A 14,481-nucleotide genomic window follows, 5' to 3' on the forward strand; every position below is an offset into this window, starting at 1 on the left:
GGGGATGCGGGGCGGGAGGGGAGTTCCGAACTGGCGCTTCGCCCCGGTCCATAGACGCAACCGCCCCGGAGGCCCGGCGCTTGCGCGCCTCGGCCTTCCGGGGCATTCGACTCAGCTGCATGTATTCAACTACCTATATATAAGTTGAAGGATTGGGCTCACCTTCAGACCAGGAGCCCTTCCGCCTTCGATACGCAAGCGGCTCTTCCCCCCTATCGTTGGAGCTTCCTTATTCGCCTTCGTCAAACTTCTCACGAAGGAGGGGTAGCCTCCCGAAAGAAGAACGGCCGCCTCCGGGCCCGCCCGCCTTCCGCGCGGGCAATCCCCTCGGCGACCGTCCCTGGTCGATTCTCTATGTCGGAGGGCTTCCATCATTTCGATATTGAAGAAGCTAAGGTGCAACCGCCTATTCGAATACTCGAGCATTTCCACTGCGTCCGATCCTACACATGTATGCCGAAGCGCCCCTGGCCTCGTTCTTAAAACCAAAAAGAAGAGAGCTGCCGATGCAGCCCTCTTCTTGAATCGTTATATATGGAGGCAATCTTATGCAAACTTGAAGAACTTCTTCTTGCCAACCTGAACCTCAGCGCCCTTCAAGGATTCAGGCGCGAGATTATACGATTTCGCGGCAAGCGCCTCGCCGTTTACGCGAACCGCGCCTTCGTCGATAAGACGACGTGCGGCCGAAACGCTTTGTGCGGCGCCCGCGTCAACGATGACCTTCGCGAAGTAAACCATGCCGTCTTCGCCCGGCGTGAGATCGGCATCGAAAACAGGAGCGTCGGCCGGGAAGCCATGGGCTTTAAACTTCAAGTCGAAATCGGCCTCGGCGGCCTCGGCGGCAGCTTCGTCGTAGTAGGCAGCAACAATATTGCGAGCCAATGCGCGCTTCACTTTGTTGGGATGAAGCTCGTCGGCGGCAAGGCCCGCCTCAATCTCGTCGATCTTCGCAACGCTCTCGGTCGAAGCAAGACGATAGTACTTCACCATAAGTTCGTCAGGGATGTTCATAACCTTGCCGAACATATCGTTGGGCTCATCGGTCAGACCAATATAGTTGCCGTAGCTCTTCGACATCTTGCGCACGCCATCGGTGCCCTCGAGGAGCGGAAGAGTGAGGGCAACCTGCGGCTCCATGCCCATCTTTTCCATGAGCTCACGGCCGGCAAGCAAGTTGAACAGCTGATCGGAGCCACCAATTTCGACATCGGCCTTAATAACGACCGAGTCGTATGCCTGCATAACGGGATACAGGAACTCGTGCAGCGCGATGGGCAAACCGCCCGTGTAACGCTTATGGAAGTCGTCGCGCTCAAGAATACGAGCAACCGTAAAGTTGCTGATAAGCTTGAGCAGGTCTTCCATCTTCAAATCGAGAATCCACTCAGAGTTATAGCGAAGCGTGGTTTTCTCTGGATCAAGAATCTTAAACGCCTGGTCAACGTAGGTTTGCGCATTCACCGCAATTTGCTCGCGCGTAAGCTGCGGACGAGTGGAGTTGCGGCCCGAGGGATCGCCGATAAGGGCGGTACCGTCGCCAATGATGAGCGTGACATGATGGCCCAAATCTTGGAATTGACGGAGCTTGCGCAACGGAACGGCATGGCCAAGATGAATATCGGGCGCCGTAGGGTCAACGCCAAGTTTGATATTCAAAGCCGTGCCACGCTTGAGTTTTTCGAGCAACAAGTCCTGCGGAACGATAGTGTCGGTACCGGACTGAATGATGTGGAGCTGTTCTTCGGGAGTTATCGAACTCATCCCCTTCGACTATCGTGGATACTAAAAAAGGCGAACACTCTCGTGCTCGCCTCTTGTGAATTCTGGTGGAGCCTAGGGGGATCGAACCCCTGACCTCATGGCTGCCAGCCATGCGCTCTCCCAGCTGAGCTAAGGCCCCGTGTGCGCTTCGTCTATTCAAGGCGCGTTCATGTATTATACGCGTCCCTTAATACAGGTCAAGCGACAATTTTAAGAAAAAGCGACCTACTCCGCAGCTGCATCGCCTTCGACATGCTCAGGCAACGCTTCAAGAGCATCGATGATCGGCTTAAGAGCGCCCTTAACATCATAGGCAGGAATATTGCCGGCATCGACAAGCGCCGCGACGGCAGAATCCATGGGCAGCGTGGCGTACGCGGGAATGTTGTACTTCTTCGCTACTTCTTCGCCCTGAGGCTCGCCGAAAATAAAATGACGCTTGTGGCACTCGTCGCACTCAAAGTAGGCCATGTTCTCGACAAGGCCGAGCACGCTCACGCCCATCTCCTGAGCAAGATTCACCGCTTTGCCGACAATCATGCCGACAAGTTCCTGCGGAGCAGAAACGGTGACGATACCGTCGAGGGGCATCTGCTGGAATACCGTAAGCAGCGTGTCGCTCGTGCCCGGAGGCATGTCAATAAGCAAATAATCGAGATCGCCCCAGTTAACCTGATTGAAGAATTGGGTCAAAATGCCCGTAACCACGGGGCCGCGCCACGCAACCGGCATGTCGTCTTGGGGAAGCAGTAAATTGGTGGAAATGATTTCCACGCCTTCGGCACCAATGCCAGGATTCATGCCGTTTTGATCGGCGCAAAGCGGGCCCTTCGCACCAAAGGCCTTCGGGATAGACGGACCCGTAACGTCGGCGTCCATGATGCCGACCTTCTTGCCTGCGCGCATAAGCTCGGAAGCAAGCAAGCACGTAACCGATGTTTTGCCCACGCCGCCTTTGCCGCTCACAACACCGATAACCTTTTTAAAGCTCGACACAGAATTGGGGGCAAGCTTCGAAGGCGCCGTGCGCTCTCCGCACGATGCAGAACATGAGCCGCAATTATGCGAGCATGTATCGGGAGTTTGGTTCGTAGTATCGTCGGCCATTTCTTCCTTCTTTCTTCAGGTTGCCACCGGCATCGTCCAACCCCCTTGAACCCCGCTGAAACGGAATGCCGGCATGTAGCTTCGTTGCGATAATAGCACTTTATTCCCGAAATAGAATAACGCCAGCCATGGTCGGCTGGCGTTACGGATGCAATTGATGCTATTTAGGTTTATTTGGTCACGCTACCCAGCGGTATCGGTTCCACTCGAACCACCCGCCGTTCCAGACCCGGGTGTTGAAGACGACCCTGGGTCGGGAGCAGTAGTGCCGCCTCCCGTGGTGCCTCCTGGCGTTTCACCCGTGGCGCCTCCCGGCGTTTCGCCCGTGGTGCCTCCCGTGGTGCCACCCGTGGAGCCTCCCGGCGTTTCACCAGCGATGCCTCCCGCGGTTCCACCCGGAGTTTCTTCGGGGGTTTCCTCGGTAGTCCCCTCGGTCGCTTCCTCTTCCTTCTTCTCCTTCTCCTCGTCCTCGTCCTCTGACTTACCGCCGCCCTTATACGCGGAGTTATAGTTCGGAGCAGAAGCCGACTTGAAGTCTTCGTTCGGCTGGCCCTGCAGGCAGGCGCTTATGAGATCGCGCCATATCTCTTGGCACCACGTGTTCGTTTCAAGCTGAACGCTGTTGTCGCGCGAGCCCGTCCATACGGCGCAAGAGAGTTGCGGCGTGTAACCAACGAACCACAAATCGTGCCAATCGTCGGTCGTGCCCGTTTTGCCGGCAGCAATTTGGCCCGAAGGCAAAGCCGCAGCATTCGCGGTGCCGTACGAAGCGTTATAGATAACGCCCTCAAGCACCTGGGTTACCGCATATGCCACGGAGTCGGTGATGACCTGCTTGCCCTCAACACCAGCGGTGTTGTCGACGAGCACGTTGCCAGACCTATCGGTCACCTTCATGATACCCGTAGGGTCGCGATGCACGCCACCTGTGGCAAACGTGCCATAGGCGCCTGCCATTTGGGTGGTATTGGCGTTGTAGACACCGAGGGTAATCGTTGGAGCAGTGCCGAGGTTGTCGCCGTCGAGGCCTAGACGCTCGGCCACCGATTTCACCGATTCGGGCGTAACGCCGCTCGACGTGTCGGTAATAAGGCGTATGAAACCGGTGTTCGACGAAACGGCGGTCATGTTCGCGATCGAAAGGCTGCCGTAATTCTGCTTGCCATAGTTGTAGATTTTCGAACCATTGACTTCAACTGGGCCATTGCAATTCATATACGTCGTTTGCGGGTTGATGCCCTTTTCAATGGCATCGGTAATCGTAAACGCTTTGAACGTCGAGCCCGTTTGGGTGCCCGAGTTACTCGTGGCGATGTTGTACTGATCGGCATCGTAATCTTTGCCGCCGATCATGGCCTTAATGAAGCCCGTATTAGGATCGACAAGCGTGAGTGCGAATTCCTGGTTGCTCGCCGCAAGGCGCCCGGAATCGTACTGCTTCTGCACGGCGGCTTCGGCGTAGCCCTGCATTTCGGGATCGATGGTGGTCACAATTTGCAAACCGCCCTGGAAGACCTGCTCGTGATCGTAAGTCTCAAGAATTTGATCGCGCACATAGCTGGTGAAGTACTTATAGAGGTACACACCGTTCGTGCCGGTTTCCTCTTGAACGTTGAGGTTCAAGTCTTCGGCCTTCGCCGCGTCATATTCCTCTTGGGTGATAACGCCATTGGTGAGCATGCGCGAAAGCACCACGTTGCGACGATCGAGCGCATTGTCGGGGTTGACGACCGGGTTGTACATTGTGGGCGAATTCGGAATGCCGATGAGCGTCGCGGCCTGAGCAATAGTGAGGTCGCTCGCATTCACCGAGTAATAATGCTTCGCCGCAGCCTGGATGCCGTAGCAGTTATCGCCATAGTTGATGGTGTTCAAATACATCATCAAAATCTGGTCTTTGGAATAAATCTGCTCCATCTCTTCGGCGAGCGTCATCTCGCGAACTTTACGCTTGATGGAAATCTCATTCATCTCGGAAGACAAGATGGTGTTGCGCACATACTGCTGCGTGATGGTGGAAGCGCCCTCTTGACCACCGGAGAGATTCACGACTACCGCGCGGACAATGCCCTGCAAGTCAACGCCGCCGTGATCGTAGAAGCGCTCATCTTCCGTCGCAACCGTTCCCTTGAGCACATAAGGGCTCACCTGATCGATTGTGACGGGCTCGCGTTTCTCCATGTACAACTCGGCCAGCACGGTAGTGCCGTCGTTGGCATAGATGGTAGACTGTTCCGGCAAGTCGAAAGCAGTCGTATTCTGCACACTGGGCAAATCGGCGCACCAGTCATCTATCAAGGACATAACCCCCTGATAGCAGCCGTAGCCAACCAGCCCGATGCCGGCCAGAACAATGATGATGGCCCAAAGGCCTGCGTGTGCGCGTTTTTCGCGCTGTTTTCTCCGTGGTTTCATACTGTGCAACGATACCTGAAAGCGATACTATTCGCAAAGTTTTACACGAAGACGATTGGACTTTTTACATGATGAACCCATACAGGCATATGGAACTTCTCGCCCCCGCAGGCTCTATGACGTGTTTGCATGCCGCGGTGGCAGCCGGAGCCGATGCGGTGTACTTGGGTTGCGATGCGTTCAATGCCCGTCGCAGCGCAGATAACTTCACCCTTGACGACCTGGCGCGCGCGTGTGATTTCGCCCACCTGCGCGGGGTTCGCGTGTACCTCACGCTCAACATCGCGATTATGCCTGACGAAATATCGGCGGCGCTCGAGCTTGCCCGCCAAGCATGGCGACGCGGCGTGGACGCCCTCATCGTGCAAGATATCGGGCTCGCCGCCGAAGTGAGGCGCGCGCTGCCCGATGCGCGCCTGCATATCTCTACGCAGATGAACACGCATAACATTGACGGCGTACGAGCGGCGGCGGAATTCGGCGCCGAACGCGTAACGCTGGCGCGCGAGCTGAGCTGCGCTGAGCTCGCCGAAGTCACCGAAGAAGCGCATAGCCTGAATATGGAAACTGAGTGCTTCGCGCACGGCGCCCTGTGCATTTGCTATTCGGGACAATGCCTTATGAGCTCCATGATTGGCGGGCGCTCTGCGAACCGAGGCACCTGCGCGCAGGCATGCCGCCTTCCCTACACCCTTTGCGACGAGGACTCCGACGCAGAACTTTCGGCGCCGGGCGATCGCCTGCTGTCCCCGAAAGACCTTTGCACCATCGACATGCTTCCCAAGCTCGCGGAAACGGGCGTCGACAGCCTGAAAATCGAAGGCCGCATGAAATCGCCCGAATACGTATTCGCTGTGGTCGCCGCCTATCGCGCGGCAATTGATCGCTTGGCATGCGCCATCGACGAAGGCACGTCTCTTGAAGAAGCGGGCGCGACCGAGGAAGAGCATCGCGCGCTTTCCGAAGCCTTCAGCCGCGGATTCACCGAAGCCTACCTTTCCCGCCGCCGCGGGAACGACATCATGGGCTACGGCCGCCCGAACAACCGTGGCGTTTTCGCTGGACGCGTTACGAAGGCGAAAGGCCGCGAGGTTGCCGTGGAGTCCCAAACCGAGCTGCATGAAGGCGACGTGTTGGAATTTTGGACCAACAAGGGACATTTCGCCTCGACGCTTGAGGCGTTTGAGCGCAAGGGCGACATGTATTACTTCGAAATCGACGGCCGCGTGGGCAAAGGCGACCGCGTGTTCCGCGTTCGCGATGCCTCCATGGCATTCCACGATGACGATTTGGAACCTCGCCTTCCCGCGCGCATGCACGTCGTGGCCCATATCGGTGAGCCTTTGCGCTTCGTGGCGGAATGCGCTGGCGTGCAAGCCTCTTTCGAGGGCGCAACGGTAGAGGCGGCCCGCACGAAGGCCATTACTCCCGAAGAAGTGCGCGAGCACGTTGACCGCTTGGGCAATACGCCGTTTTTCCTTACGGACCTTGATGTCGACGTCGACGAAGGCGTGGGCATGGGCTTTTCGGCTCTGCACAAAGCACGCACGCAGGCGCTGAAGATGCTCGCCGAAGCCATGCTCGATCCGTGGCGCGATCGCATTATCGAAAAAACCGAGAAACCCGAGCACGGCCGCGCCATGTCGAAGCCGACCGCCGATGACGCGTGCGTCGTAGCGTTCGCCACGAACCCCGCATGCGCCCGTGCCGCCAAAAAGGCCGGTGCCGATGTGGTATTCGTCGCCGCCCTGAACTATCGTCGCGGCGAAGCATGCTGCGAGGGCCGCATCGTCGACGAGGAGCAGGCGGGATACCCCGGCCGCTGCGCAATCGCCCTGCCCGTGGTGGACAAGCTACCCATGAACAGCGAAGAAGACGTCGACTTGTGGAAGTGGGCGAAACCCGAAAAACCGCTATTCGTCGAAAACCTCGGCCAGCTTGTGCGCGGCGCGAACATGGGCTCGCTTGTTGAAGTGGGGCCGCACCTGCCCATCACGAATGCCGCCTCGCTTTCCGTCGCAGCTACCCTGGGAGCTCGCCGCGTATGGCTTTCCCCGGAGCTTTCCTTGAAGCAAATCGCCGAGCTCGGCAAAGATTCGCCCGTCGAACTGGGCATTGTGGTTTGTGGCAACCAGGAGCTCATGACCTGCGAGCACTGCCTGCTCATGAGCCAGGGCGCATGCAACCAGAAGTGTTCGCAGTGCGAGCGACGCGCGCACGCACACACGCTGCTTGACCGCAAGGGCTATCGTTTCCCCGTGGTAACCGATTGCTTTGGCCGCAGCCACCTCTACAACGCCGTGCGTTTCGACGCCGCACACGTGGTTGACGAGCTTATCGACGCGGGCGTTTCGGCCTTCATGGTCGACACGACGCTCATGAGCGCGAACGAAGCTGGCAAGGCGACCTCCCGAGTCGTACGAGCCATCGAAGCCGCCAAGCGCGGCACGAACGTCGCAAAGGCGGAAGGTTGCACGACGGGACACTTGTTCAGAGGCGTGCAATAAACGCTCCCATGCGAAGCGCCGCAACCTCGCAGTTCGCCTCAAATGCCGCCCGCGTTTCCTCGAAACGGAAACGCGGGCTTTTTTATTGTCCGCCTACCAGAATGGGCGATATGCACGAACGCTTCAGCAAAAACAAGGGGATTTCGAACGATTACCGCAGTATCTATGCGAGGAAATCGCCTGGAATTCAGCCACAACAAGCGGCAATTCGACGCTAAAACGCGAGGAAAAGCGCAGGAAGCGGACAAGGACCGGACAAGGTTTCACCGCTAGCATGGGCGTGCGCCCGCAACGACGCAGACCGCAGCAATCGATTAGGAGGCGACCATGCCTACGTCCCTTTGTCCGCCCAATACCCCCCACGCGTCCTTTTCGCGCCGATCATTTTTCGCCCTTGCTGCCACGGCGGCATCATATGCCGCATTGGGCCCCGTAGTCTTCGAAAACGCACCGTTAGACCGCGCTAGCCAACACCCGCTTTCCCGCCAGGCCTGGGCAGCAGAAACCCGAAGTCCACATAACACAATCGAGGGCATTTTAGGCGCCACGAGATGCGCACTCGATGAACTGAAAGCACACGAATACGATTCGTATTATTTAGGAACCCCCTATGGCAACACCGGGCCCGACGGCGCTGGAGGCGACATTTCCACCTGGGATTGCTGGCACCCCAACGGCAAGCCGAAATCAAATGGACAGGCTTACATGAACTGCGCGGGATTCATCGTCGCAGTGCTTGAAGCGTGCGGCGCCAACTGCGAACCCATAGGGTCTTACGTCGGCTCATCGGGATACAACAGAGGCAACAAATCAAACCTGTCGCGTTGGATTTCCTACCTCAACGACCACTCAGAATTGCGCACACGATACGAAAGCAAAGAAAGCATGCTCGCCAGCGGCAAGCTGCGTAAAGGCGACATCATCATCGCCGATCCGCTCGATTGGGGAACGCCTGGCGCCGATTGCCACATTCTGTTCTTCTGGGGCGACGCGCCGAACCACGACCTGGCATGGCATTCGTCAAGCCATGCAGACGGCGTGGTTGCAGGAGCGTGCCCCGGCAACATGATTTCCCAAATCACCGCAAAATGGGGCAACGTCTATTGGCTCCATGTACCGCTCACGAACCTCATCACGCTTACGCTTCAAAAGCGCTCTGCGGAAATCTCGGTCGCGACGGGCGATGAAGGCACTCCGTTTTATTCGCTTGAGGGGGCACAATTCAGCGTGTTCCAACATTGCGAAAACGGCGTATGCAGCGGACTGATTACCGAATTCTCTACGAATGCGCAAGGCTACGCCGAGATCGAACTTGCTCCGGGCCAGGGCGTGTGGATTCGAGAAGACCGCGCCCCCTTGGGATTTTGTGCCTGGGATGAACCGCGGTATATGGAGGTAGGCCAGGCGACGGGCACGCAAACGCTTGACGATACGCCGAAAACCGTGCGCGTCGCCATCGAGAAGCGAGACGCTGAAACTGGCGAGCGCGCCCAAGGGCATGCGACGCTTTCGGGAGCGCTCTTCGAGCTCGTCGATTCGCAGGGAAATTCCTATACCGCAGAAAGCGCATGGCATGAAAGCGAAGCTGGCGGCGCATGGATAGCGGAATTCCCCGAAATCGCACGAGGAGCTGTTCGCATTCGTGAGATTTCGGCGCCGAAAGGCTATGCCGTCGCGCCACTTCCGCACGCGGATGCCGACGGGTGGGCGGCCGTTGATTTAGCGCCCGAGAGCGATGAGGCCTGCGCAACTGTAGTCCTAACCGCATACGACCGCGTGTTTCGCGGGGACATCGAAGGCGCGAAATTCTTCGAGCATGAGGGCGAAAGCGACGAATCGCTCAAATCGCCTCTTGCGGGAGCGGAATTCGAAATATGGCTGCAAGACGACGGAGGCCTTGCAGACAAGGGCTACAGCGTTGTTCCTATTCTTGACGCACAAGGAAAGGCCGTCGCCTCAAACGATGGGTCGACGCTTTTCGGTTCGCTCATGGGAACCGTCACAACGAAAAGCGACGGACGCTTTACTTCGAAGGATTTACTTGAAAACTGGGAGCCAGAAGCCCATGGCGAACAATCGGCACCGAGCTGTGCCCTACCCTACGGGACATACACCATTGTTGAGACGCATTGCCCTGACGAAGCGCTCAGGCTCGTCGACCCAATCATCGATATCGAAGTGCATGCCGACGCGCACATTGCCTTCATGACGATTGAAGACCATCGCATCTACTCGCCCGTACGAGTAAAGAAGACCGATGCTGAGACGGGCAAAACCGTGCTTTCGCCGGGAACTGTCGTCGAGCTGCTCAGGCAAGATGCAAACGGCGAATACCAACCCGTGTCATTCGACGTGCATACGCCAAGCACTGAACGCATTTCCCGATTCACGATTCCCGAGTCGGGCATGGTGCAATTCCCCGAAAGGCTCGCCTGGGGCAGCTATGCCATTCGGGAAGTTTCAACCATCGCGCCCTACCTCACGCGAAAAGAGCCCGTGTACTTCGAGGTTGCACAAAATCACCGCTGGGAGGAAGACGACGTCATTGAAATAACCCTGCCAAACGAAAAAGCATACGGAGCCATCGAAGGACGCAAGATTGATATCCTGACTGGAGAAGACGTCTCGGGGGCAACCTATGAGGCGCGAGCCGCAACCGACATCGTATTCCCCGATGGGACACTCGCGTTACACAGGGGCGACTTCGCCGGAAGCGCAACGAGCAATGAGGCAGGAGCATGGACGATTGCCCCCTTGCCGCTCGGATCAGGCACCGCGGAATACATCGTAGTCGAAACCCTCTCGCCCGAAGGGTATAGAACCGAAACGAAGCACCACCACGTAACGCTGACATGGGAAAACGACACCGACGAAGTCGTATGCACGGGCATCACGATCGAGGAAGAGCCAACGGGCATCGAAATCACGAAGGTCGATGCGCAAACAGGCGCACCCATTGCCGGGGTCGAATTCATTTTGAGCGCGGGGAAGAGCGAAGGGTGTCAAGAAGGAGGGCAAGAAAAGGACGAGGCATCCCCGACCGTAATCATTCAGAATGACGGAACTGTGGGAAACAGCGAGACCACGATTGATGCGGATGAGACAAAAGAAAGCAAGCAGCTCGGTGAAGCATTGAGGAACGCAGAAGAAAGCACAGACGAAGCACCCGGTGAAGCAAACGCCGACGATGAGGCCGCCGATACGTCTGGCAAATACAAACTCGTAACCGACGAAGAAGGCCTCGCCAAAGTTACGCACCTGCCAAAAGGCCGCGCCTATACGCTCCGCGAAACGCTTCCACGCTTCGACTTGGGCTACGTGACAAGCGATTGGAGCGAAACGCGCTTCCTTGCAAACGACGGATGCTGGTACGAAAGCGAGAACGCCTGGATTGAAGCGCGCGATGCGGGATGCGAAAGCGAAAACGAAGGCGACGCCCTGTGGAAAGAGACCATCGAGAATGATTTCACACGCTTGGCATTTTTCAAGGTCGATGCTGAGCGCTACGAACAAGCCAGCAAAGCGCATGCCGATGACGGCAGCACCGAGCAGGCGGCTTCGCAAGCGAGAATTGAGGGCGGAAAATTCCGTCTTGAAGATTCCCAAGGCAACCCCATTGAGCCTTGCAATGAAGGACTTGAAGCCGAAGGATGGGCCGCCCAAGGAAAAACGCCAGTGGAATTCAGCCACCTGCGCGTTGGGGAAACGTATGTCCTCACTGAAGCATGCGCCCCTGAAGGGTATAAAACCGAAAACCAAGAGCTGCGGATCGAGATTCGCGATACGCCCGAAATCGAAATCGCGATTCTAAAAAACAAGCGAATAAAGCCCCTGCCGAAAACGCTCGATTTCGCAACAAGCCTTATCACAGGAGCGGCAGGGCTTGCTTTCGCGGGAAGCGCGGCGGCAATGGCCGCATACAGCAAGCGTCGATGCGAAATGGAAGCCGCGCGCAAGGCCGAAGAGCGCCCCTGACAGATGCAGCGTTAATCTCTCCAAGCACAAAAAAGCCCCCGCGCTGCGGGGGCTTTTGGCGTTCAGCAAGAACGAATTATTTCAGAGCAGCCTTAGAGACCTCGACCAGCGCGGCAAAAGCCTCGGGGTCGTTGATGGCCATGTCGGAGAGCACCTTGCGGTCGAGCTCGACGCCAGCCTTGTGGAGGCCATTCATGAACACGGAGTAGGACACACCGTTGATACGAGCAGCAGCGTTGATGCGGGTAATCCAGAGACGACGAACCTCGCGCTTCTTGTTGCGACGATCGCGGTACTGGTACTGCAGCGAGTGACGGACCTGCTCCTTCGCCTTCTTATAATGGCGAGACTTGGCTCCGTAGTAGCCCTTCGCACGAGCGAGGACAACGCGACGCTTCTTCTTAGCGGAAACAGAACGCTTAACACGTGGCATTGATAATCACTTCCTAAATCAATTAGCGGAGGCCGAGGTTGCGAGCGACAACACGCTTGTCGGACTCAGCGACAACAGTCTCTTTGCGAAAATTGCGGATACGCTTGGGGCTCTTCTTGCTCTTGATGTGGCTCTTGAAAGCCTTAGCGCGGACGATCTTGCCGGTACCGGTGACGCGGAAGCGCTTTGCGGTGCCCTTATGGGTCTTCATCTTAGGCATAATCGAAGTCCTTTCTGCTTACTCGTTGGATTCGCCGTTGTTTTTGGCGTCTTTATCGGCTGCTTTTTTCACCGCTGCCGGAAGCGGAGCGATGAGCATATGCATGTTGCGGCCCTCCATTTTGGGGGCATTCTCGATAACGGCAACGTCTTTCAAGTCGTCTGCCAAACGTTCGAGAATCGAGAGGCCCTGCTCGGGGTGAGCCATCTCGCGGCCACGGAACATGATCGTGATCTTGACCTTAGCGCCGCCTGCCAAGAAACGAAGCACGTGCTTCTTCTTCGTGGTGTAGTCACCCACGTCGATCTTGGGACGGAACTTCATTTCCTTGATCTCGACCTTGGTCTGCTTCTTGCGAGCCTGCTTGGCCTTGATCGCCTGGTCGTACTTGAACTTTCCGTAGTCCATGATGCGGCACACGGGGGGTTCAGCGTTCGGCGCGATTTCGACAAGGTCCAAACCGGCCTCTTCTGCGATGCGCATGGCCTCGCGGGTGTTGAAGATACCCATCTGAGAACCGTCATAGCCAATCAGACGGCACTCGCGAGTGCGGATTTCTTCATTGAGCCTGGGCTCTTGAGCTGCTATTGCGCTCACCTCCTACATCTCCCGCGGGTTGCGGGTTTGCACTGTAACAAAAAACCCTGCGCGCACGCACAGGGTTCAAGAAGTTCATGAAGAAGTATATTCTTGAGACCCATCAGCTTGCGCCGAAACAGGTGGGAGGTTTTTGCCTCCGCTTGAAACAGCTCGAATATAATAGCAACATTCCCTTTCGGTTGGCAAGAAGAAATTCTTAGATGTGGAGGAAAAGCGTGCACGCATCCATTATTGACTGCCATACCCATACAAATTTCTCCGACGGCGAATCGTCATTCGAGGAAAATGTGCGCGCTGCCGCAGCTAAGGGATGCCGTGTGCTCGTTTCTACCGACCACCTCACGCTGCCGGCCAGCATGGATCCACGATGCGAATGCCAGGTGCCAGCGCACGATTTGCCCGCCCACCAAGCGGCGTTCGATGCCGCACGCGAGCTTGCGGCGCAAATCGCGCCCGACATGGATTTCATTTTTGGATTCGAATGCGACTGGTACCCGGGATGCGAGCGCAACGTCGCACAGTGGGCGCAAAACGCCCGGGTCAAGCTTGGCAGCGTGCATTGGATTGGAGACGCGGGCGACACTTCGATCGCCTCAGGCGAACGCGGCTGCGAGCGCATTGATCCCGCCGATGAGCCCGGCCTCGCCGCGGGCTGGATCGATTATTCGGAAGACATGCACATTTGGGAAGAACTCGGCGCGAACGGCGTGTGGCGTGCGTACGTCGATGCGTGGTGTGCCGCGTGCGAAAGCCCTCTCGCCTTCGATTCGATGGCCCACCCCGATCTGCCTATGCGCTTTTCACAAGATGGATGGTCGGCACCCACGAACGTCGAAAGCCTTTGGGACAAAATGGCCGCGTGCGCGCACGACACGAATCGCCGCATCGAGCTGTCTACCGCGTCGCTTCGCAAAGGGCTGCCCGACTACTACCCCGCCACGGGCCTGCTCGAGCGCTTCTTCAAGGCCGGCGTGTCCATCACAATTGGCTCCGATGCGCATATCGCGAGTGACATATGCTTCGGCATTCTCGAAGCCCAAAAGCATGCTTTTGCTGCGGGGTATCGAACCTTCGACGTACCTCGAGCCGACGGTTCATGGGAAAGCTGGAACCTTTAGATGCGCCCTCACGCCGCGTAGTCTATTTCATGCGTGCGTTGAGCTCTCCAGCAAGCTCATCGATGCTCACACCATAGCGCTCAAGCGTTACAAGCAGGTGATACACCAAATCGCCCGCCTCATAGCGAATATGGTCATGGTCGTTGTCTTTGCACGCCATGATGACTTCACTCGCCTCTTCGGCAATCTTTTTGAGCAGCTCGTCTTCGACGTCGGTAAGAAGACGAGCCGTATAGCTCTCATCGGCACTGGCATCGCGACGGGCGTGAATGGTTGAAGCCAGGCCCTCGATGGTCTCTCCGATGTTGCCCGGTTGTACGTTTGCAGTACGAACACCCATGG

Annotated in this window: 10 protein-coding genes and 1 tRNA gene; 3 read left to right on the forward strand and 8 right to left on the reverse strand. The window is 57.2% G+C overall.

Going from position 1 to position 14,481, the window contains the following annotated elements; translation table 11 throughout:
* Positions 1 to 546: 546 nt before the first annotated feature.
* The 4 genes from tyrS to DMP05_RS01845 form a co-directional block, all read right to left on the reverse strand.
* Positions 547 to 1,764, reverse strand: a complete 1,218-nt coding sequence (gene tyrS / locus DMP05_RS01830; protein WP_123218905.1) for a tyrosine--tRNA ligase — start codon at positions 1,762 to 1,764, stop codon at positions 547 to 549.
* A 63-nt stretch (positions 1,765 to 1,827) separates the two neighbouring features.
* A tRNA-Ala gene (locus tag DMP05_RS01835) sits at positions 1,828 to 1,903 on the reverse strand.
* Between the two features lie 86 nt (positions 1,904 to 1,989).
* Positions 1,990 to 2,871 carry a P-loop NTPase gene (locus tag DMP05_RS01840; protein WP_123218906.1) on the reverse strand — a complete coding sequence of 294 codons (882 nt, stop codon included), beginning with the start codon at positions 2,869 to 2,871 and terminating at the stop codon, positions 1,990 to 1,992.
* 183 nt (positions 2,872 to 3,054) lie between these two features.
* A complete protein-coding gene (locus DMP05_RS01845) occupies positions 3,055 to 5,175 on the reverse strand; it encodes a transglycosylase domain-containing protein (protein ID WP_244595002.1) in 2,121 nt (706 codons plus the stop codon).
* Between the two features lie 179 nt (positions 5,176 to 5,354).
* On the opposite strand from DMP05_RS01845, the gene DMP05_RS01850 reads away from it, so the two are divergent.
* Positions 5,355 to 7,793, forward strand: coding sequence for a U32 family peptidase (locus tag DMP05_RS01850; protein WP_123218908.1), 2,439 nt, complete (start codon positions 5,355 to 5,357; stop codon positions 7,791 to 7,793).
* 705 nt (positions 7,794 to 8,498) lie between these two features.
* Positions 8,499 to 11,768 (forward strand): MSCRAMM family protein, encoded by a 3,270-nt coding sequence (locus DMP05_RS01855; protein WP_123218909.1) that lies wholly within the window; start codon positions 8,499 to 8,501, stop codon positions 11,766 to 11,768.
* Positions 11,769 to 11,844: 76 nt separating this feature from the next.
* On the opposite strand, the gene rplT is transcribed toward DMP05_RS01855, so the two are convergent.
* Genes rplT through infC form a run of 3 tightly spaced genes read right to left on the reverse strand, consistent with a single transcriptional unit; the run spans position 11,845 to position 13,018 of the window.
* Positions 11,845 to 12,201 carry a 50S ribosomal protein L20 gene (gene rplT / locus DMP05_RS01860; RefSeq protein ID WP_114616200.1) on the reverse strand — a complete coding sequence of 119 codons (357 nt, stop codon included), beginning with the start codon at positions 12,199 to 12,201 and terminating at the stop codon, positions 11,845 to 11,847.
* A gap of 22 nt (positions 12,202 to 12,223) precedes the next feature.
* Positions 12,224 to 12,421, reverse strand: coding sequence for a 50S ribosomal protein L35 (gene rpmI, locus DMP05_RS01865; RefSeq protein ID WP_114616199.1), 198 nt, complete (start codon positions 12,419 to 12,421; stop codon positions 12,224 to 12,226).
* An 18-nt stretch (positions 12,422 to 12,439) separates the two neighbouring features.
* Positions 12,440 to 13,018, reverse strand: coding sequence for a translation initiation factor IF-3 (gene infC, locus DMP05_RS01870; protein ID WP_114616198.1), 579 nt, complete (start codon positions 13,016 to 13,018; stop codon positions 12,440 to 12,442).
* 203 nt (positions 13,019 to 13,221) lie between these two features.
* Here infC and DMP05_RS01875 point away from each other — a divergent pair, with 203 nt between their 5' ends.
* A complete protein-coding gene (locus tag DMP05_RS01875) occupies positions 13,222 to 14,139 on the forward strand; it encodes a PHP domain-containing protein (RefSeq protein WP_123218910.1) in 918 nt (305 codons plus the stop codon).
* A gap of 22 nt (positions 14,140 to 14,161) precedes the next feature.
* On the opposite strand, the gene hisE is transcribed toward DMP05_RS01875, so the two are convergent.
* Positions 14,162 to 14,479 (reverse strand): phosphoribosyl-ATP diphosphatase, encoded by a 318-nt coding sequence (gene hisE / locus DMP05_RS01880; RefSeq protein WP_123218911.1) that lies wholly within the window; start codon positions 14,477 to 14,479, stop codon positions 14,162 to 14,164.
* Positions 14,480 to 14,481 lie beyond the last annotated feature (2 nt).

The sequence above is a fragment of the Slackia isoflavoniconvertens genome, assembly GCF_003725955.1.
GTDB classification, from domain to species: Bacteria; Actinomycetota; Coriobacteriia; order Coriobacteriales; family Eggerthellaceae; genus Slackia; species Slackia isoflavoniconvertens.